This window comes from Falsiphaeobacter marinintestinus (assembly GCF_007923355.1).
Taxonomy (GTDB): domain Bacteria; phylum Pseudomonadota; class Alphaproteobacteria; order Rhodobacterales; family Rhodobacteraceae; genus Phaeobacter_A; species Phaeobacter_A marinintestinus.
In genome coordinates, this window is sequence record NZ_VOGO01000005.1 from 1 (window position 1) to 18,299 (window position 18,299).

19 protein-coding genes, 1 tRNA gene and 1 pseudogene are annotated in these 18,299 nt (G+C 59.3%); 14 read left to right on the plus strand and 7 right to left on the minus strand.

The features are described 5' to 3' along the window. Nucleotides 1-130, minus strand: a pseudogene (locus FOY56_RS11700) (IS3 family transposase); the annotation flags it as partial. Nucleotides 131-408: 278 nt separating this feature from the next. Between FOY56_RS11700 and FOY56_RS11705 the strand changes: the two are divergent. From FOY56_RS11705 to FOY56_RS11715, 3 genes are all read left to right on the plus strand, one after another. Continuing rightward, nucleotides 409-1,587, plus strand: coding sequence for a phage major capsid protein (locus FOY56_RS11705; protein ID WP_186766319.1), 1,179 nt, complete (start codon nt 409-411; stop codon nt 1,585-1,587). A gap of 164 nt (nt 1,588-1,751) precedes the next feature. After that, entirely contained in the window at nt 1,752-1,982 is a 231-nt protein-coding gene (locus FOY56_RS11710) for a hypothetical protein (protein WP_146346043.1), read from the plus strand. Continuing rightward, nucleotides 1,982-3,070, plus strand: coding sequence for a tyrosine-type recombinase/integrase (locus tag FOY56_RS11715; RefSeq protein WP_146346044.1), 1,089 nt, complete (start codon nt 1,982-1,984; stop codon nt 3,068-3,070). The genes FOY56_RS11710 and FOY56_RS11715 overlap by 1 nt, the downstream gene beginning before the upstream one ends. 39 nt (nt 3,071-3,109) lie before the next feature. Here FOY56_RS11715 and FOY56_RS11720 read toward each other — a convergent pair. The 4 genes from FOY56_RS11720 to FOY56_RS11735 form a co-directional block, all read right to left on the minus strand. Beyond that, a tRNA-Arg gene (locus tag FOY56_RS11720) sits at nt 3,110-3,186 on the minus strand. Nucleotides 3,187-3,241: 55 nt separating this feature from the next. Then, a complete protein-coding gene (locus tag FOY56_RS11725) occupies nt 3,242-4,627 on the minus strand; it encodes a sensor histidine kinase (RefSeq protein ID WP_146346045.1) in 1,386 nt (461 codons plus the stop codon). A gap of 14 nt (nt 4,628-4,641) precedes the next feature. Then, on the minus strand, nt 4,642-6,060 hold the full coding sequence (locus FOY56_RS11730; protein ID WP_146346046.1) for a dihydrolipoyl dehydrogenase family protein: 1,419 nt from the start codon (nt 6,058-6,060) through the stop codon (nt 4,642-4,644). A gap of 5 nt (nt 6,061-6,065) precedes the next feature. Then, nucleotides 6,066-6,794: a TVP38/TMEM64 family protein gene (locus FOY56_RS11735; RefSeq protein WP_146346047.1), complete on the minus strand. Its 729-nt coding sequence runs from the start codon at nt 6,792-6,794 to the stop codon at nt 6,066-6,068. Between the two features lie 299 nt (nt 6,795-7,093). On the opposite strand from FOY56_RS11735, the gene rpmH reads away from it, so the two are divergent. The 11 genes from rpmH to FOY56_RS11790 all read left to right on the plus strand — a co-directional run bounded on the left by rpmH (nt 7,094) and on the right by FOY56_RS11790 (nt 16,156). Next, nucleotides 7,094-7,228: a 50S ribosomal protein L34 gene (gene rpmH, locus FOY56_RS11740; protein WP_048599009.1), complete on the plus strand. Its 135-nt coding sequence runs from the start codon at nt 7,094-7,096 to the stop codon at nt 7,226-7,228. 23 nt (nt 7,229-7,251) lie between these two features. Next, a complete protein-coding gene (rnpA, locus tag FOY56_RS11745; RefSeq protein ID WP_146346048.1) occupies nt 7,252-7,662 on the plus strand; it encodes a ribonuclease P protein component in 411 nt (136 codons plus the stop codon). Beyond that, nucleotides 7,659-7,901, plus strand: coding sequence for a membrane protein insertion efficiency factor YidD (gene yidD / locus FOY56_RS11750; RefSeq protein WP_146346049.1), 243 nt, complete (start codon nt 7,659-7,661; stop codon nt 7,899-7,901). The genes rnpA and yidD overlap by 4 nt, the downstream gene beginning before the upstream one ends. Before the next feature lie 104 nt (nt 7,902-8,005). Then, entirely contained in the window at nt 8,006-8,887 is an 882-nt protein-coding gene (ttcA, locus tag FOY56_RS11755; protein WP_146346379.1) for a tRNA 2-thiocytidine(32) synthetase TtcA, read from the plus strand. A gap of 57 nt (nt 8,888-8,944) precedes the next feature. Next, on the plus strand, nt 8,945-10,492 hold the full coding sequence (locus FOY56_RS11760) for a putative bifunctional diguanylate cyclase/phosphodiesterase (protein WP_146346050.1): 1,548 nt from the start codon (nt 8,945-8,947) through the stop codon (nt 10,490-10,492). 128 nt (nt 10,493-10,620) lie between these two features. Then, the gene (yidC, locus tag FOY56_RS11765) at nt 10,621-12,438 is read left to right on the plus strand and encodes a membrane protein insertase YidC (RefSeq protein WP_146346051.1); all 1,818 of its coding nucleotides are present in this window, start codon (nt 10,621-10,623) and stop codon (nt 12,436-12,438) included. A gap of 150 nt (nt 12,439-12,588) precedes the next feature. After that, nucleotides 12,589-13,242 (plus strand): ribosome biogenesis GTP-binding protein YihA/YsxC, encoded by a 654-nt coding sequence (gene yihA, locus FOY56_RS11770; protein ID WP_146346052.1) that lies wholly within the window; start codon nt 12,589-12,591, stop codon nt 13,240-13,242. A gap of 57 nt (nt 13,243-13,299) precedes the next feature. Continuing rightward, nucleotides 13,300-14,163, plus strand: a complete 864-nt coding sequence (gene argB / locus FOY56_RS11775; protein WP_146346053.1) for an acetylglutamate kinase — start codon at nt 13,300-13,302, stop codon at nt 14,161-14,163. Between the two features lie 57 nt (nt 14,164-14,220). Beyond that, the gene (locus tag FOY56_RS11780; protein ID WP_146346380.1) at nt 14,221-15,015 is read left to right on the plus strand and encodes a sterol desaturase family protein; all 795 of its coding nucleotides are present in this window, start codon (nt 14,221-14,223) and stop codon (nt 15,013-15,015) included. Further along, nucleotides 15,012-15,659, plus strand: a complete 648-nt coding sequence (locus FOY56_RS11785) for a 4Fe-4S dicluster domain-containing protein (protein ID WP_146346054.1) — start codon at nt 15,012-15,014, stop codon at nt 15,657-15,659. Before FOY56_RS11780 ends, FOY56_RS11785 begins: the two co-directional genes overlap by 4 nt. Then, complete coding sequence (locus FOY56_RS11790) at nt 15,656-16,156, plus strand: SixA phosphatase family protein (RefSeq protein WP_146346055.1); 501 nt, start codon at nt 15,656-15,658, stop codon at nt 16,154-16,156. The genes FOY56_RS11785 and FOY56_RS11790 overlap by 4 nt, the downstream gene beginning before the upstream one ends. A gap of 64 nt (nt 16,157-16,220) precedes the next feature. On the opposite strand, the gene FOY56_RS11795 is transcribed toward FOY56_RS11790, so the two are convergent. Next, the gene (locus tag FOY56_RS11795; RefSeq protein ID WP_146346056.1) at nt 16,221-16,988 is read right to left on the minus strand and encodes an amino acid ABC transporter ATP-binding protein; all 768 of its coding nucleotides are present in this window, start codon (nt 16,986-16,988) and stop codon (nt 16,221-16,223) included. A gap of 12 nt (nt 16,989-17,000) precedes the next feature. Further along, nucleotides 17,001-18,296 carry an amino acid ABC transporter permease gene (locus tag FOY56_RS11800; protein ID WP_146346057.1) on the minus strand — a complete coding sequence of 432 codons (1,296 nt, stop codon included), beginning with the start codon at nt 18,294-18,296 and terminating at the stop codon, nt 17,001-17,003. Between the last annotated feature and the right edge of the window lie 3 nt (nt 18,297-18,299).

An 18,299-nucleotide genomic window follows, 5' to 3' on the forward strand; every position in this document is an offset into this window, starting at 1 on the left:
GGTAATAGGTTTGTTCCGTCACTCCGATCTGTCTGATCGCATCAATCCGGGGCATCCCTTGCCCCATCAGAACTTCAACCTGCCGCAACTTCACGACAATCTCTTCGGGCTTGGGTCTTTTAATGGCCATCTCTGATCCTCAGCTTTCCTAATCATAGGGGCGGACCACTTCAAAGGGGGAGGCTCAATTCAAAGGTAAATAACATGGCAAGCCAATCGACAGTCCAAATCGAAACCGCCGAAACTACGGCAACGCCCGCCAGCCTTTCCCCGGTCATGGGCCCGGCGGATCGCAGCGATCCGCGCAAAGAGTTGAAGCGTGTGAAGGAACTCACCGCCTTGGCAATGCAACCCCTTGCACAGCGCGTGGATGCCCAAACCCGGCTTGAGGGGTGGATCAATGAAGGCGTGACCATCGAAGCCGCCCAAGTATTTGTAACGAGCGAACTTGCCGCGCAAAGCCCCATCACGCGCCGCGCACCCGATGAAGCGCACTATGGCCGAAATTCGGTCGGTCACTCTTGGGATAACGGCGAGGGGCTCAACAGTATGATCGTTGATGGCATCTATTCACGTGTGAACAGGGCGCACGAGCCGACAATGGGCCGCGAGTTTGCGGGCGCGTCGCTTTCCGAAATCGCGGACATTTGCTTGCAGAAAAACGGCAAAAGCACCGCTATGGCCTCGGTCGCCTCGCGGGTGGAAATGGCGCTACACGGCACCAGCGACTTCCCTAACATCCTACGCGATGTGGGCAACATGTCGTTGTCAAATGCCTATGAGGCCGCGCAATCGGCCATTAAACAGACCGGTCGCGAAATCGCCGCATCAAATTTCCGAGCGCTGCATTCCGTCAAGGTTTCGGCTGGCCCTGATCTTGAGGAAGTGAATGAGCAAGGCGAGTTCAAGGCCGGGACGATTGAGGAAGGCGCGGAAACTTTCGCGGTCAAAACCTACGGCAAAATCTTCGGCATCACCCGTCAGGCCATCGTCAACGATGATCTCGACGTGTTTTCGAACATGTTCCCGCTGTTGGGCCAAGGCGCAGCCAACACCGAGGCGAAACTGTTCGCCGGACTGCTGGAAGAAAACACCGGGCTTGGCCCCAAACTCTCAGATGGCAAAACGCTCTTGCATACTGATCACGGCAACCTCGCCCAAGCTACATCGTCACTGTCGGTGACAAGTCTTGGCGATGCGCGGGTTGCCATGCGCCGCCAGAAAGGTATCGCGGGCGAGGCGATCAATGTGATCCCCTCTTTCCTCGTGGTTCCGCCTGAACTTGAAACGCTCGCTGAGCAAGTGCTGACTGAAATCGCGGCCAGCGAGGTCGCCAATGCCAACCCATTTGCAGGCAAGCTGAAACTGCTTGTTGAGCCCCGCTTCGGCAGCACAACGGCTTGGTATCTATGCGCCGCTCCCGGCGCTCCGGACGGCTTGCAGCACGCCTATCTGGACGGCGTAGCCGGGCCTCAACTTTTCACCCGCGAGGGCTTTGAGGTTGATGGCATTGAATACAAAGTTCGCATGGATTTTGGGGCGGGCTTCACTGACCATCGCGGCTGGTTCATGAGCCCCTCTGCCTAAGTTGAGGGCGCGGTACGCCGTGCCCTTACTGATCATGTGGCGGGGTTTTGGTTGTGCCTGTAGCCACATGCAACGGGATGTTTGGTTGTCGACATGCCAGCATCCTTGACGGTCCCGGTGAGGTTTTCCTTCCCTCACCGGGACACATCCGCCGGAGAATGAACATGTCAAGTATTGCAATTCCATCGAATGCACCCGCGATCTGCGTCAGCAAATCAGGCGCCGCCGCCATGCTCAATCTGTCGCCTGGCAAGTTTTCAGAGTTGGTCGAGGCCGGTGCAATGCCGAAACCGCGCTGTGTAGGCTCTCGCCGCCTGTGGCTGGTGAATGAGCTTTACACTTGCGCAGCGGCGCTCCCTTCGCAGGATGAGGGCGATACTTGGGGCGATCTTTGATGGCCCGCCGGATCAAACGTGAATTTCCCGGTGTGACCGCGTATTTTGATCGCCACCAAAAGCGCCGCTATCGGTTTCGCCAGAAAGGCTTCTCTACCGAAATCCACGGTGAATACGGCTCTGATGATTTTCGCCGCAATTATGAACGGGCAGTCCGAGGCTACAGATCGCAGGAAATCGGTGCTGCGGCTACAAAGCGGGGCACGATTAATGGTCTCGTTGTTTCCTATTACAAGAGCCCTGAGTTTGTGTCGCTGAGTGATAGCACAAAAACGACATACCGGCGTGAGATCGAAAGGTTGCGAAATGAGCATGGGCATCGGCTGATTCAGCAAATGAAACGCGCCCATGTTGTGAAGCTCTTGGAACCGCTGACAGATCGGCCCTCTGCCCGCAATAATCGCTTGCGGATGCTGCGAATGTTGCTCAACCATGCCGTTGAAATCGGCTGGCGGTCTGACAACCCAACGGTAGCGATCAAGAAAATGCGCACTGGATCGCAAGGGTTCCACACTTGGACTGAGGATGAACTGAACGCATTCTTTGCCTGTCACGAGATCGGCTCAACAGCTCACACGGCTGTGACGCTCATGCTCTACACCGCTTGTTCTCGCGTTGATGCGGTTCGGCTTGGTTGGCAGAATGTAAACGGCTCTCGCCTCCAATATCGGCGGCAAAAGACTGAGCGGTTTTCTGAAGTGGTTGTTGATATTCCGATCCATCCAGACCTTCAAAGAGTGCTGGATGCTCTGCCCAAATCACAAATGACGTTCCTTGAGACATCCGGCGGGCGCTCGCGTTCGGCAAACGGGTTGGGCAATGCCATGCGCAAATGGTGCAATGCAGCCAAGCTGCCTGACTGCACTTCTCACGGACTGAGAAAGGCTTGTGCCACACGATTGGCTGAGGCTGGGGCATCGGAACGGGAAATCATGGCTTGGACAGGCCACACGTCGCCGCAGATGGTCCAGATCTACGCCGGAAAAGCGCGACGCGGCCTTATGGCTGATCAGGGTTTCGCAAAGTTGCGGCAGAACGAAACGGGTTCAAGAATTGACGAACCTAATGGAAATGGTTCGACAACATGAATGAAAAACCCAATGAAATCAATTACAAAAGGGGTGAAGTGGCGGACCGAGGAGGATTCGAACCCCCGACCCCCTGATTCGTAGTCAGGTACTCTATCCAGCTGAGCTATCGGTCCACTAAGGACGAGCATGTAGAGTTAGCCGCAGGGGTTTGCAACCCCAAAATCATATCTAAATCGCGCCATCCCCGCGCGGCAAACAGATTTCGAAAACTGTACCTTCGGGGCCGGTCTGCTTCAGCGTCAGACGACCGCCATGGCCGCGCACCAGTTCGGACGCGATGGCCAGCCCCAGACCTGACCCGCCTTTTCGCGTGCCGCCCTGAAACGGCGTAAACAGGTGTTGTTGCGCTTTGGGTGGCAGGCCGGGGCCGGTATCGGCGACTTCGATCCACCAGTCTGCCACATCTTCTCGGCCCGAGATTGTGACCGTGCCCGGAGACTTGGTCGCCGCGATGGCCTGACGCGCGTTGCGGGTCAGGTTCAGTAGCACCCGGAACAATTGTTCCGGGTCGGCGCGGACGGTCAGCTGTATCGGGACGGCGTTTTCCAGCACGATGCATCCGTCGGGGTCGGCCAAGGCTTCGCTTTCGACCACGTCTGCCACCACCTCGGACAGATGCACCATGGTCAGGGTCGGCGCGGGTTCTTCGGCACGCCCAAAGGCCAGCGTGCTTTCACACAGGGACACCGCCCGGGTGATTGACCCCACCAGCTTGGGCGCAAGGCGGCGCACCAACGGATCTTCGCTGGCCTCGATCCGGTCGGTGAACAGCTGCGCACTGGTCAGGATGTTGCGCAAATCATGGCTGACCTTGGCAACCGCACCGCCCAGTTGCGCAAGACGCTCGCGCTGTTTCAGGGCCTGGGTCAGCTCTGTTTGAAGCTTTAACAGCGCCTCTTCTGCCTCACGCAGTTCGATCAGGCTGGCACTGGGTTGGATGATGCCACGCGCGTCTTCCGGGGCGGCAGCATAGCGTTGCATATACCCGACGACTCCCTTGATCGGTCGCACCAGCAAGGCGCGCACCGCGAGGAACAAAAGAACCGCCGTAAAAATCGAGATGACCGCCGACAACAAAAGTACGCGCAGGCCATAATCGATCATCGCCTGTCTGAGTGGCGCCGTTTCCATGGTGATTTCGATCAGCAGTCCGGCCTCGCGCACTGGCGCGCCAATAACCCGGACAATCTGGTTGTCCGGCGTGAATAGCCGTATCATTGCGTCGCCGATCAACGTCATCGCGCTGGGATCACGCAGATCATAGGTTGCCGAAATCGGCTCGGGAATCGGGGATGACAACACCAGCTGGCGCATTTCGTTCCGCCGCAGCACCACGTTGAAGACTTCTGCGTTTTCCAAAAGCTCGGCTTCAAGCTCGGTCGCCAGCATGTCATCGGCCAGCAAAGCCAGCGACGCGATCTGGGCGCGCTCCAGTCGGCCCAGCAGGTAATCTTCGCGAAAACCGGCCACGGACGGGACAAAGATCAACACTTCGGCCAGCATCACGAAGACCGTCGTCAGAATCAGAAAGCGGCCCGAAAGTGAATTCAGCATAGTCCCTTTCCCGGTCAGGGAAGCCAGCGCTGCACGGCCCCCACAACTCGTTTAACTGTCTGACTATCAAACAGTCTGGGTGAGAAATAGGCCCCGGCCACACGTTTGTTAAGTTCAGCGTAAGTCGGATAGGGCGCGACCATGGCAGAAACCTGGCTCATCTTCAGACTGTTGGCGATGGCCAGCGACCACAAGGCGATCAGGTCTCCGGCCTGATGCCCAACGATCGAGGCCCCTACGGGACGCCCCTTGACCACCATCACCTTGATAAAACCGGGTGTTTTTCGCTCAGCAATTGCACGGTCATTGTGGTGATAGTCGAACCTTGCGACCTCCAGCCTGTCACCGTGCTGTTCGCGCGCCTGTGCCTCGGTCAGGCCGACCTGCGCCAGCTCCGGATCGGTGTAAGTGGCCCAAGGGATATGCGATGTCTTGGCCTTGGATGGCAGGCTGAAAAGCGCCGAACGGATGATGACGCCCGCATGATAGCCTGCAACATGAGTGAACTGCATGCCCCCCGCCACGTCGCCGATGGCATAGACCCGGCGATTGGTGGTGCGCAGGCTGTCATCCACCTTGATCCCGGCGCGGGTGGTTTCGATCCCCGCCGCGTCAAGGGTCAGCCGGTCTGTGTTCGTCTTGCGCCCGACGGCCAGTAAAAGATGCGATCCGGTAAAGCTGCGACCGTCCGCTGTGTCGACCGTGATGGCCCCGGCCTGCCCGCTGATCGATTTGACCATCGCGTCTTCGGCGATCTCGACGCCCTCGCCGCGCAACTGGTCCAGAACAACGGCAGCCAGTTCGGGATCATCCTTGCCCAGCGCCTGTGCGCCTTCGATCACGGTCACCTTTGATCCCAGCCGAATATGCGCCTGCGCCATTTCCATGCCAATCGGCCCTCCGCCGATGATCAACAGATGTGTGGGCCGTTCGCGCAGATCGAACAGCGTTTCGTTGGTCAGGTACGGCACCTGATCCAGCCCCGGAATCGGCGGCACCAGCGGCGAGGATCCGGTGGCAATCACGATCCGCCGGGCGGTGATGCGATAACGGCCTGCCTCGACCTCGCGATCAGACACGAAATGCCCGAATTCGCGGATCACCCGAACGCCCAGACCTTCAAAGCGCTCTTGGCTGTCAACCGGTTCGATCTGTTTGATCACACCGCTGACATGGGTCATGGCGGCGGCATAATTGACGTCCGCCGCGACCTCGGCCACGCCAAGATCAGCGCTGTGCCCCTTGCCATAAGCCGCCTTCGCGCTTGCGATCAAAGCCTTGGACGGCACGCAGCCATAGTTAAGACAGTCGCCGCCCATCTTGTGGCCTTCCAACAGCACAACGCTGGCCCCCATCTGCACGGCCCCTGCAGCGACGGACAGCCCGCCTGACCCTGCCCCAATGACCAGCAGGTCGGTTTTGATCTGTTCCATGGGCCTCAGGCCTCCTGATTGCCGCGCAGGGCGCGGATGATGATGGGAAGGATCGCCAAGGCACACAGCCCCAGAATCGGGCCAATCACATAGGGCTCCCAGATCAGCGACAGATCGGGGTCTTCGCCGCGGGCCAGAACCTCGCCCACGCCGACGCCGATCCACGTATAGACGATGCCGCCGGGGATAATGCCCAGCGCGGTGGTCCAGAAAAAAGTCCAGAACCGCACGCCCACCAGGGCTGGCAGCAGGTTCGCGACAAAGAACGGCACAACCGGCACCAACCGCAACAGGAACAGGACACTGACCTCGTTCTGTTTCAGCGCCTCTTTAAGCTTTTGAATGCGCCCTTCCGAAGCATCAATACGGGCCGACAGCGTTTCTCCCAGACCAAGACGGGCCGCCAGAAAGATCACCGACGCGCCGATGGTTGCACTGGTGATGTTCAAAACGGTGCCTGCGGCAAGGCCAAACAGGAAGCCCCCTGTCAGCGACATGACGGCCGCACCGGGCAGGGAAAACGCAACAATAACAACATAAAGCGCGCAAAATCCCAGCGCGAGCCCCAGATAATTCTGATCGCGAAACGCCAGCAGCGCCTCTTGATTCTCTCGCAGAGTGTCGAAACTCAGGTAGTCGCCAAGCGTCAGACTGCCGATCACGGCAACTGTCAGGATGGCCATCAACGGCAGGTGCCGCAGCCATCCGGGCCGTTTTCGGGGTGTTTCGGTCATATCGGGGCCTTTTCGCCTGTTTTGTCCTGTGACCAAGATGCGCTGCGGCGCGGCAAAGCAACAGGGTGTTCACGGCGCAGTGACAGCCGCGCCTGTTTTCGTGAACGTTGGACGGTCTGGCGGGCCAATTGAAACAGTTCCGCCGCGGCAAATGCCGAAAATTGCGGGAAATGTTGCAGACTTGGGGCGATTCCGCGATCAGAGGGTTTGACTTGCCCCGGAACCCCCCTTAAAGGACGGACTTCGAATTAACCCGGGCGCCGAATCCGTGCACCCGACGTAAGATTGGAGACGGAGCGATGAAACGCACCTATCAGCCTTCGAACCTGGTTCGCAAACGCCGCCACGGTTTCCGTTCGCGCATGGCCACCAAGGCCGGCCGCAAGATCCTGAACGCGCGCCGCGCACGCGGCCGCAAGTCGCTGAGCGCATAAGCCAGCCGACACGGTCGAACGACATGATGCCGCCAGAGGCGCCCGCTGACCAAAAGGCCAACGGGACACCGCCCCCGGCGGCTTTGTCATGTCTGCAGGTTCTCAAAAACCGTAGCGAATTTCTTGCCGCCGCTCGGGCGCGCCGTCAGGCGGCGACCAGCATGATGGTGCAGGCCCGCAAGCGTCCCGAGGGCGAAGCAACGGGCATTCGCGTCGGCTTCACCTGCTCCAAGAAGGTCGGCAATGCCGTTGCCCGCAATCGCGCCAAGCGGCGGCTGCGTGAGGTCGCCCGCGCCGTTCTGCCCACGCACGGCAAAGACGGCTGGGATTACGTGCTGATCGGCTTTCGCGATAAAACTGACGCGCGCCCCTTCGATAAACTTCAGCAAGATCTTATATTTGCGTTGTCCAAACTGCATGGATCGCGCAAATGACCCCGCTTGCCCATATCGCCGCCCTGCCCGTCCGCGCCTATCGCCTGATTTTCAGCCCATGGGTTGGCTTTAATTGCCGGTATCAACCAACCTGTTCGGCCTATGCGCTGGAAGCGTTGGAAAAACACGGCGCGGTCAAGGGCAGCTGGCTGGCGTTGAAACGGATTGGCCGATGCCAGCCCTGGGGCAGTTGCGGCTATGATCCGGTGCCGGACCCCAAAACGCCGCATCAGCACTGAAACTACGGTTTTGCGCCCACGTCACGACACATCGACTCTGACGTGTCCGGCCAGGCGGGATGGCAAGGCTTGCCCGACCCTCGCAACTGGATTACATCCGCGTCATGCTGGACGACAACAACGATATTCACCCGCTGTTTCACGGCGCCCCCTCGACCACCGAGTTCAAGAAGCTACGCAAGCGCATCGTGCGCCAGGTGCGCGAGGCGGTGGATCAGTACGGCATGGTCCAGCGGGATGGCGCGCAGAAAGACAAGTGGCTGGTCTGCCTCTCGGGCGGCAAAGACAGCTATACCCTGCTGGCGGTGCTGTACGAGCTGAAATGGCGCGGGCTGTTGCCGGTTGAGATCCTGGCCTGCAATCTGGATCAGGGACAACCCGGATTCCCGGCGACTGTGCTGCCCGCGTTTCTGGAAAAGATGGGCATACCGCACCGGATCGAATATCAGGACACCTATTCGATCGTAGTGGATAAAGTACCCGAAGGACGCACCTTTTGCGCTCTGTGTTCGCGGCTGCGGCGCGGGAACCTGTATCGGGTTGCACGGGAAGAAGGCTGTTCAGCGGTGGTTCTTGGCCATCATCGGGACGACATTCTTGAGACGTTTTTCATGAACCTGTTCCATGGTGGTCGCCTGGCGACAATGCCCCCAAAACTGGTCAATGAAGAGGGCGATCTGTTCGTCTATCGCCCGCTGGCCCATGTCGCCGAGGTGGATTGCGAAAAATTCGCCAAGGCGCTGAACTATCCGATTATTCCCTGCGATCTGTGCGGATCGCAAGACGGGCTGCAACGCCAACAGGTCAAACAGATCCTGGACGGTTGGGAAAAGAACAGCCCCGGAAGGCGACAGGTGATGTTTCGATCCCTGATGAATATCCGGCCATCGCATATGCTGGACCCGAAACTGTTCGATTTTGCCGGCTTGATGCTGAACCCTGATAAAATTGCGGAAAATAATCCGGATATTCCACACCTGCGTTAACCCGGCAGTCAGACCAGATGCCTAGCGTGACCCCACGCAGAGGTAAAAGGTCGGTTCATGCAACGTTCTCTCCCTGGGTTTCTGGCCCGATTTCAGCAGGTGATCCTGCCGATTCTCACTGGCCCACCGATTCTTGCCTTTCTGCCCGCCATCACACTGGGGGCCTTCTGGCTGGGCGGTGAACAGGCTTTGGTGATCGTGTCCCTTGGCCTGCCTTTGCTGTTCATTGCGACCGGTGTTCTTGGGCGATGGCCCACCACCAGCCTTTTGGCCCGCGACAGCGTCACCGGGCTTATGCTGCGGGACGGGTTCGATGCCGTGGTTAGTCAGGTCCATGATGAGACGAATGGCAACGGGCTGCGGTCGGCCTGTTTCGTGATCGAACTGGACGATCTGCGCGATCTGGCCACCCGTCAGGGGCAGGACGCAGCTGATCTGGCAGCCCGGCGCAGCGGTGAACGGATCGCGTCGGCCCTGCGGTCTCAGGATACTGTGGCCCGGCTGGGCGACGGGCGCTTTGCTGTCTGTCTCCACCCGGTGGCCCAGATGGATCTGGAACTGTGTCTGCAAATGGCAGGTCGAATGCAAACCGCAGTGGAAGAACCCGTTTCGGTCGATGGCCTGTCGATCTATCTGTCCTGTTCGGTCGGTTTCTGTTTGCGCAGTCGCGCACCGGGCAAAACGGCTGCCGACTGGCAGGGTGCCGCGTTAGAGGCGTTGGCCGATGCTCAGCTGACCGGACCATCGGCAATTCGCGCCTATTCTGTCGAGATGCACAAACGCGTGCAGACCCGCAGTGACCTGCGCGAAGATGTGGCTCAGGCGCTGGATGCGATGCAGATCCAGCCGTGGTACCAACCCCAAATCTCGACCGACACCGGCAAGATCACCGGGTTTGAGGCGCTGGCGCGCTGGCAGCACCCGGTTTACGGCATGATTCCGCCGAATGATTTCTTGCCGACCATCGAGCAGGCCGGGCTGCTCGAACGATTGGGGCAGGTGATCCTGTATCACGCGCTGACCGCGATGAAAGCTTGGGACATGGCCGGGGTGCATGTTCCGCGTGTGGGGTTGAACTTTACCACGCAAGAGCTGCGCAATCCCGGGCTGGTCGACCGGTTGCGCTGGGAGCTGGACCGATTCGAACTGAGCCCCGACCGCGTCTCGGTCGAGATTCTGGAATCGGTCATGACCGACAGTCCGGATGAAACCGTGCTGCGCAATATTCGCGGGCTGGGGCAACTTGGCTGTCAGATCGAACTGGACGATTTCGGCACCGGCCATGCCTCGATCGCATCGATCCGCCGGTTTTCGGTGGGCCGGATCAAGATCGACCGGTCTTTCGTGATGAAGGCCGATCGCGACCCCGAACAACAACGCCTGATCGGGGCGATCCTGACCATGGCCGAACGGCTGGATCTGGAAACACTGGCCGAAGGGGTTGAAACCGTCGGAGAGCACGCCTTGCTGGCCCAGCTGGGGTGTGACCATGTTCAGGGCTTCGGGATCGGGCGACCGATGCCGTTCGAACAAACGCTGGATTGGATCGCGGCGCATACAGCGAAATTGCAGGACGCACCGCAGATTGGCGGCACCAAAACCTGAAATTGGGGCATTTTGCCGGGTTTTGCGGCAACTCGCCCGGGCCGCACGTCCGGAATCCGCTTGACCTTTGGCCCTGCACTCTGTTGAACCCAGCGGTGTCATTCCAACCGTGAAGGTGGCTGTCCCCGATGGACGATCAGAACAAGAACCTCATCCTTGCAACCGCGCTCAGCTTTGTCGTGATCCTTGTCTGGTTCGTTGTGTTTCCGCCCCCCGAGCCGGAACAAGCGCCGCAGACCTCGATTGAGCAAACAGCTCAGACCGGTGAAAATGTGGCCGCTGCGCCCACCACCGCCGAAGCCCCTGCAACCAGTGCGGGTCAGACCGACACGACGCTGGAGGCCGCCGGGCAGGACGTGCCCCGCATCGACATCGACACGCCACGCCTGACTGGCAGCGTGTCGCTGCTGGGTGGCCGGATCGATAATCTGCAATTGAAAGACTACCGCGTGTCGCTGGACAGCGACGAGATCGTCCGGGTCTTGTCCCCGGTCGGCAGCCCGTCGGCGTATTACGCGCTCTATGGCTGGGCCCCAGGATCCGGGCTGACCATCGACGATGTGCCGGGTGCCAACACCGAATGGACGCTGGAAAGCGGCGACACGCTGTCGGTTGACAGCCCGGTGTCGCTCAGCTGGACAAACGGACAGGGCCTGACCTTTGGTCGTGAACTGGCCGTGGACGACAATTTCATGTTCACCGTCACCCAGTCGGTCACGAATGCGACCGGCCAGCAGGTCAGTCTTGCGCCCTATGGCGTTCTGGCCCGGCATGGCGAACCTCAGGATCTGAAGAACTTCTTCGTGCTGCACGAAGGCGTCGTCGCAATGGCCGATGGCAGCCTGAGCGAGATCGACTATGACGACATGCCCGACTTTGAGTTCGAGCCCCGCGAAGGGGCCCGTGCCGATGTCACGCAAGTCGAACATGACGGTTGGATCGGGTTCACCGATCACTATTGGATGTCCACGCTGATCCCGGCCCCGGGCAGCGCATTCAAGCAGGTCGCAAAGTATGACGAGCGCCGCGATATCTATCAGACCGAAGCCGTGCTTCCGACGCAGACGCTGGCCGATGGCGGCTCGGTTTCCGTAACGACTCAGCTGTTTTCGGGCGCCAAAGAATGGGCCGCAATCCGGAACTATGAAAAAGACGGCATTCTGGGCTTTCTGGACAGCATCGACTGGGGCTGGTTCTTTTTCCTGACCAAGCCGATCTTCTGGCTGCTGCACGAGCTGAACAAGATCATCGGAAACATGGGCTGGGCCATTATCGGTCTGACGCTGATCCTCAAGGCCATACTGTTCCCGCTGGCGTATAAATCTTACGTCTCGATGGCCAAGATGAAAGAACTGCAGCCGCAGATGGAGGCCCTGAAAGAGGCCGCTGGCGATGATCGCCAGAAGATGCAGCAGGGCATGATGGAGCTGTACAAGAAGGAAAAGGTGAACCCCGCTGCGGGCTGTTTGCCGATCCTTCTGCAGATCCCGATCTTCTTCTCGCTGTACAAGGTGATCTTTGTCACGATTGAACTGCGACAAGCCCCCTGGTTCGGACCGTTCCAGGATCTGAGCATGCCCGATCCGACGTCGATCATGAACTTCTTCGGCTGGCTGCCCTGGGCAGGTCCTGAACCCGGCACGCTGATGGCAACAGTTCTGATCGGTATTCTGCCGCTACTGCTGGGGATATCGATGTTCCTGCAGCAAAAGCTGAACCCGGCCCCGACCGATCCGACTCAGCAGATGATCTTTGCGTGGATGCCGTGGGTGTTCATGTTCATGCTGGGCGGATTTGCAAGCGGTCTCGTGGTGTACTGGATTTCGAACAACGTGATCACCTTTACCCAGCAATATCTGATCATGCGCTCTCAGGGGTATACGCCTGACGTGTTTGGCAACATCCGGCAGACCTTCAATCGCAAGAAGAAGACTGACGAAAAATGAACGGCCGGATCGACCATCCGTGGCAGCATCCGATCTTTCTGATCGGATGCGACGCCTTAAGTGATGGGTCGACCCGTCCGGGTTTCAGGGTGTCTGCGACTGATGTGCGAAAGATGGGCCGCTTTCGGTCCGTGATGAGGTAACCCTGCGATGCCACTCCTGCCTTTTCCGTTGGCCGAAGAGCCTGACGCCGCCATGCTGGAACGGGGCCGCAAACTGTTTGCGGGCCCGTCCGAGTTTGTCAAAGGCGTCGTCGCCATGTCCGGCCTGCCGGCTGCTGACCGGATGGAGGTCTGCTTTGCCGGGCGCTCAAACGTTGGCAAATCCAGCCTGATCAATGCGCTGACCGGCACCAAGGGGCTGGCGCGGGCCTCGAACACGCCGGGCCGCACGCAAGAGATCAACTATTTCACGCAAGGGCCAGACATGTATCTGGTCGACCTGCCCGGCTATGGCTATGCCAACGCGCCGCTGGCCAAGGTCGAACAGTGGCAGAAGCTGTTGAAACGGTATCTAAGCGGGCGTCAGACGCTGCGCCGGGCGTTTGTTCTGATCGATACCCGCCATGGTGTGAAAGCCGTGGATGATGAAATCATGTCGCTGCTCGACAGCAGCGCAGTGACGTTTCAATGCGTTATGACCAAGGCCGACAAGGTCAAGGAAAAGGATCGCGACGCCATTCTGGCTCAGGTCCGCAAGGCCTTGTCGAAACACCCCGCCGCGTATCCGGAACTGGTTTTGACATCCTCGGAAAAAGGCGACGGGATCCCAACGCTGCGCAGCATCATCGCCGGACTGGGGTAAACTAAACTTGTGTCTCGGGCCGGATCCGCGACACTCCGCCGGGAACGGATGGATGCCATGAAGAAACGAGACATGAACCGCGACTGGATCGACACTGCACGGACGCTGTCACAGGCCCTGCCCTATTTGCAGCGATACGACGAAGCGATTGTCGTGATCAAGCTGGGCGGTCACGCCATGGGCAGCGACGAGGCCATGGAAGATTTCGCCCGCGATGTGGTGCTGATGCAGCAGGTCGGGATCAACCCGGTGATCGTGCATGGCGGCGGGCCGATGATCAACGCGATGCTGGACAAGCTGAACATCCAGTCCGAGTTCGTGAACGGCAAACGCGTCACCGATGCCGCGACTGTTGAAGTGGTTGAAATGGTGCTGTCGGGCGTCGTCAACAAGCGCATCGTTCAGGCGATCAACCGGCAGGGCGGCACGGCCGTGGGCCTGTCGGGCAAGGACGCACATCTGATGATCTGCGATCAGACCAACCCTGATCTGGGCTTTGTCGGCACCCCGGCCGAAATGAACCCCAAGATGCTGCAGGATTTGTTTGCACATGACGTGATTCCGGTGATTGCGCCACTGGGTGCCGGCCGTAATGGCGAAACCTTCAACGTGAATGGCGATACCGCCGCAGGCGCGTATGCCGCCGCGTTGAAGGCAGACCGGCTGTTGCTGTTGACCGATGTCGATGGCGTCAAGGATGCGAACGGCGAAGTCCTGACCGAGCTTAAGGCCGAGCAGATCCGCCAGCTGACCCGCGACGGCGTGATTGCCGGTGGGATGATCCCCAAGACAGAAACCGCACTGGACGCCATTCGCGGCGGTGTGCGGGCAGTGGTGATTCTGGACGGGCGCGCGCCCAATGCCTGCTTGTTAGAGCTGTTCACCGAACATGGTGCAGGGTCGCTGATCCGCCCCGACTAAGGCGGTTGCGGGGGCTTTCCCCTTGCTATTCCCCATCACATGCATATTTCTGAATGCATGGAGCATGAAACGGTCATCCGCCTGTCGGTCTTTTTAGGCCTGTTTACCCTGTTTGCAGTGGCCGAGGCAATCAGACCCCGTCGGGCCCGTGTAGCGCCACGCAGCAGCCGCTGGGTGACCAATTGGGGCATTTCCATCCTGAGCACGCTGACCTTGCGTGCATTTGCCTTTGTGGTACCGGCATTGGCCGTAGGGGCGGCGCTTGATGCGCGCGCCGAAGGCTGGGGGTTGTTCAACACGCTGGACTGGCCCGTCTGGGTCGAAATGGTCGCCGCGATCCTGATTCTGGACTTTGCGATCTGGGCCCAGCACCTGATCACCCACAAAGTGCCGGTGTTGTGGCGTCTGCACCGGGTACACCACGCAGATCGGGATATGGATGTGACCACGGCAATCCGGTTTCATCCAGTTGAAATCGGGCTTTCCATGGGCCTGAAAATCGGGTTGGTTTACCTTTTGGGGCCATCTGCGCTTGCAGTGATCCTGTTCGAAATCATCCTGAATGGGACCGCCATGTTTAACCATGCCAACCTGCGCCTGCCCTTGGCCATTGACCGGATCGTGCGGCTGGTTCTGGTCACGCCCGACATGCACCGCGTGCATCATTCGGTGCACCGGCACGAACATGACAGCAATTACGGATTTTCCCTGTCGATCTGGGACCGGCTGTTTCGCACCTATATCGCGCAGCCCGCCGCAGGGCATAGCGAGATGACCGTGGGCCTGCGCTGGCAGGATGACCGCCCTGCACGGTTGGGGTGGAGCCTGCGCCTGCCCTTTACCCGCGTGTGAGCTGGTCCACGATCCACAGCGCCGCTGATGCGGCCGGGCTGATCGTCATGGGCGTCGTCGAGGACGAGGATACTGGCACAATTGCGCTGCTGGGGACGGGGCCGACCTTTTGGTCGGTCTTCACCGCATCGCCCGAATATGGCGATGGAAACCCGCATCCGGTCGACCGTTGGTCAAAGCGGGTGATTGGGGCGATGGCCGCACAGGTGGGCGCAAGTTGCAGCTATCCCTCGGATGGTCCGCCCTATCCGCCGTTCATCCGCTGGTCGATAGAGACGGGGCGGTTCTTTCAAAGCCCGGTGGGCATGATGGTGCATGACACGGTGGGCATGCTGCTGTCCCTGCGCGGTGCGCTGCATCTGGCCGATCATGTGGCCGTTGTGCCGATCGAAACCGCATCGCCCTGCCTGACCTGTGTCGACCAGCCCTGCACCACGGCCTGTCCGGTCGGGGCTTTGTCCGCAGACGCGCCTTATGACGTATCCGCCTGCCACGGGTTTCTCGACACCGAAGCCGGAAAATCGTGTATGCTGGGCGGGTGCGCGGCGCGACTGGCCTGTCCGATCAGCGCCGGTGCGCAGCGACCGCCCGCACAATCGGCCCTGCACATGCTCAGCTTCCACCCTGGAGGAGACATCACATGACGCGAAATTTGATCCTGATCCGCCATGCCAAGTCCAGCTGGGATGACCCGGACCTGTCCGACAAGGACAGGCCGCTGAACGGGCGCGGTCGAAAATCGGCCAAAGCCATCGGAGACTGGCTCCGCGCAAAAGGCCATGTCCCGGATGCGGCGCTCAGTTCGTCATCGACCCGGACGCGCGAAACCTGGGATTTGCTGGGCTTTGACGCGCCGGTAACGTTTACCGATGATCTGTACCACGTGACCGGCAACCAGATATTGCGGATGCTGTCGGGCGAAACGGAAAAGACCGTCCTGTTGCTGGGCCACAATCCGGGCATCTCAGAATTCGCGGACGAGATCGTCTCTGCGCCGCCAAAGCATCCAAAATTCGTTGATTACCCGACGGGTGCCACGCTTGTGCTGCGCTTTGACATCGACGACTGGTCAAGCCTCGGCTGGCGCAGCGGCGCGGTTGTGGATTTCATTGTCCCACGCGATTTGCTCGACCAGATCTGACTTTGGCGTTCAGGCACAAAAAAGCCGGGCACAAGGCCCGGCTTTTCTTTGGACTGTAGAAGGTTCAGTGCCCCAGAATCTGGCTGAGGAACAGCTGGGTCCGCTCGCTTTTGGGGTTGTTAAAGAACTCTTCGGGTTCGTTCTGTTCGACGATTTGCCCCGCATCCATAAAGATCACGCGGTTGGCGACCTGACGGGCAAAGCCCATCTCGTGGGTCACGCAAAGCATGGTCATGCCCTCTTCCGCGAGCTCGATCATGGTGTCGAGCACTTCTTTGATCATCTCGGGGTCAAGCGCCGATGTCGGTTCGTCAAACAGCATGATGCGCGGCATCATGCACAGCGAGCGGGCAATCGCCACACGCTGCTGCTGACCACCCGACAACTGACCGGGGAACTTGTCGGCCTGCTCGGGGATCTTGACCTTTTCCAGGAAATGCATGGCCCGTTCTTCGGCCTCTTTCTTGGGGGTCTTGCGAACCCAGATCGGCGCGAGCGTACAGTTGTCCAGGATCGACAGATGCGGGAACAGGTTGAAGTGCTGGAAACACATGCCAACCTCGGACCGGATCTTGTCGACGTTTTTCAGATCCGAGCTCAGCTCGGTTCCATCAACAATGATCTTGCCCTGCTGATGTTCCTCAAGCGCGTTAATGCACCGGATCAGCGTGGATTTGCCTGACCCGGACGGGCCACAAATCACGATGCGTTCGCCACGATTCACCGTCAGGTTGATGTCGCGCAACACATGGAACGAACCGTACCATTTGTTCATGCCATCGATGGTGATGGCGATTTCGTCAGAGACTTTCATTTGTGAAGCTTCAGCCATGATCTGGCCTCCTTAACGGTGATCGGTGGCGAGACGACGCTCGAGCCACTGAGAGTATTGCGAAATGCCGTAGCAGACGACGAAGAACAGGAGCGCGGCAAAGCCTAGAAGCTCCCAGTACACGCCATTCCATTCTGTCGAGGCCAGAATGGGTCCACGGATCATGCCAAGCAGGTCGAACATCGAGATGACCGAAACCAGCGTGGTGTCCTTGAACAGCCCCACCGCCACGTTCACGATGCCCGGGATCGAGATCTTGAGCGCTTGTGGCAGGATGATCAGGCGCATGGCTTGCGGATAGTCCAGCCCAAGGCTGTCAGCAGCCTCGTACTGGCCTGTCGGCAAGGCGGCCAGACCACCCCGGATCACTTCGGCGATATAAGCTGCCGAGAACACCGTGATCATGATCACCACGCGCAGGAACAAATCCACCGTGCTGTCAGGCGGGAAGAAATACGCCAGCATGACCGATGCCACGAACAGAAGGGTGATCAACGGCACACCACGGATGAATTCAATGAACACCACGCAGATGATCTTGATCAGCGGCATGTCAGACTGACGACCCAGCGCCAGCACAATGCCAATCGGGATCGAGAGCGACACACAGGTGACGCCCAGCATCATGTTCAGCATGAACCCACCAAGGTCACGGCTGGGCACGGCTTGCAGGAACGGTTCTTCAGGGGCAATCGCACCCGTGATGAATGACCCGATGCCCCAGACGATTGCAGCAACGGCGGCTCCGCCAAAGAACCCCTGTACAAAGCTGTTCTTGCCAAGACGTTCAAAGACCATGTACCAGGCAGCAAAGCCGGCCAGCGCAAAGATCGGCGACCAGATGGTTCCGCCCCAGATCAGATAGAAAGCGATGAACGGATACAGCGCCGTGAACATCAAAAGTTTGCGCGGCAGGTCAAAGAACAGAACCGGTGCAACGGCGACAAACAACAGCACAAAGGCCAGTGTCGGGCGCCAGTAGAGGTCGGCCGGATATTTGAACCCGAACAGAAGCTGGTTCCAGCGTTCGGCAAGAACGGCGAAACAGGCCCCGGTCTTACCATTCAGGATCTCGCGACACTCCGCGAGGCTGTCTGCATTCCAGACGCCGTTCAACAACCAGGGCAAAGTACCCGACAGGATCACATAGATCGCCCAGAGTGCTGCCAGAGTCAGCAACGAGTTGAGCCAGCCAGAGAACAGGTTGTCCCGCATCCATTTGACCGGACCGGCCGCAGTTGACGGCGGTGGCGATTCCGGGATTGGTTCTTTTTGAACGAAGGCGATTTGAGAACTTGTATCAGTCATGTC

Bases quoted from the DNA above. Each gene is read 5' to 3' on its own strand.
- FOY56_RS11715 (WP_146346044.1), top strand. From the start codon at position 1,982: ATGGCCCGCCGGATCAAACGTGAATTTCCCGGTGTGACCGCGTATTTT.
- FOY56_RS11780 (WP_146346380.1), top strand. From the start codon at position 14,221: ATGGAGCATGAAACGGTCATCCGCCTGTCGGTCTTTTTAGGCCTGTTT.
- FOY56_RS11760 (WP_146346050.1), top strand. From the start codon at position 8,945: ATGCAACGTTCTCTCCCTGGGTTTCTGGCCCGATTTCAGCAGGTGATC.
- yidC (WP_146346051.1), top strand. From the start codon at position 10,621: ATGGACGATCAGAACAAGAACCTCATCCTTGCAACCGCGCTCAGCTTT.
- FOY56_RS11710 (WP_146346043.1), top strand. From the start codon at position 1,752: ATGTCAAGTATTGCAATTCCATCGAATGCACCCGCGATCTGCGTCAGC.
- FOY56_RS11800 (WP_146346057.1), bottom strand. From the start codon at position 18,296: ATGACTGATACAAGTTCTCAAATCGCCTTCGTTCAAAAAGAACCAATC.
- rpmH (WP_048599009.1), top strand. From the start codon at position 7,094: ATGAAACGCACCTATCAGCCTTCGAACCTGGTTCGCAAACGCCGCCAC.
- FOY56_RS11725 (WP_146346045.1), bottom strand. From the start codon at position 4,627: ATGCTGAATTCACTTTCGGGCCGCTTTCTGATTCTGACGACGGTCTTC.
- FOY56_RS11730 (WP_146346046.1), bottom strand. From the start codon at position 6,060: ATGGAACAGATCAAAACCGACCTGCTGGTCATTGGGGCAGGGTCAGGC.
- yihA (WP_146346052.1), top strand. From the start codon at position 12,589: ATGCCACTCCTGCCTTTTCCGTTGGCCGAAGAGCCTGACGCCGCCATG.
- FOY56_RS11790 (WP_146346055.1), top strand. From the start codon at position 15,656: ATGACGCGAAATTTGATCCTGATCCGCCATGCCAAGTCCAGCTGGGAT.
- rnpA (WP_146346048.1), top strand. From the start codon at position 7,252: ATGATGCCGCCAGAGGCGCCCGCTGACCAAAAGGCCAACGGGACACCG.
- FOY56_RS11795 (WP_146346056.1), bottom strand. From the start codon at position 16,988: ATGGCTGAAGCTTCACAAATGAAAGTCTCTGACGAAATCGCCATCACC.
- argB (WP_146346053.1), top strand. From the start codon at position 13,300: ATGAAGAAACGAGACATGAACCGCGACTGGATCGACACTGCACGGACG.
- yidD (WP_146346049.1), top strand. From the start codon at position 7,659: ATGACCCCGCTTGCCCATATCGCCGCCCTGCCCGTCCGCGCCTATCGC.
- FOY56_RS11735 (WP_146346047.1), bottom strand. From the start codon at position 6,794: ATGACCGAAACACCCCGAAAACGGCCCGGATGGCTGCGGCACCTGCCG.
- ttcA (WP_146346379.1), top strand. From the start codon at position 8,006: ATGCTGGACGACAACAACGATATTCACCCGCTGTTTCACGGCGCCCCC.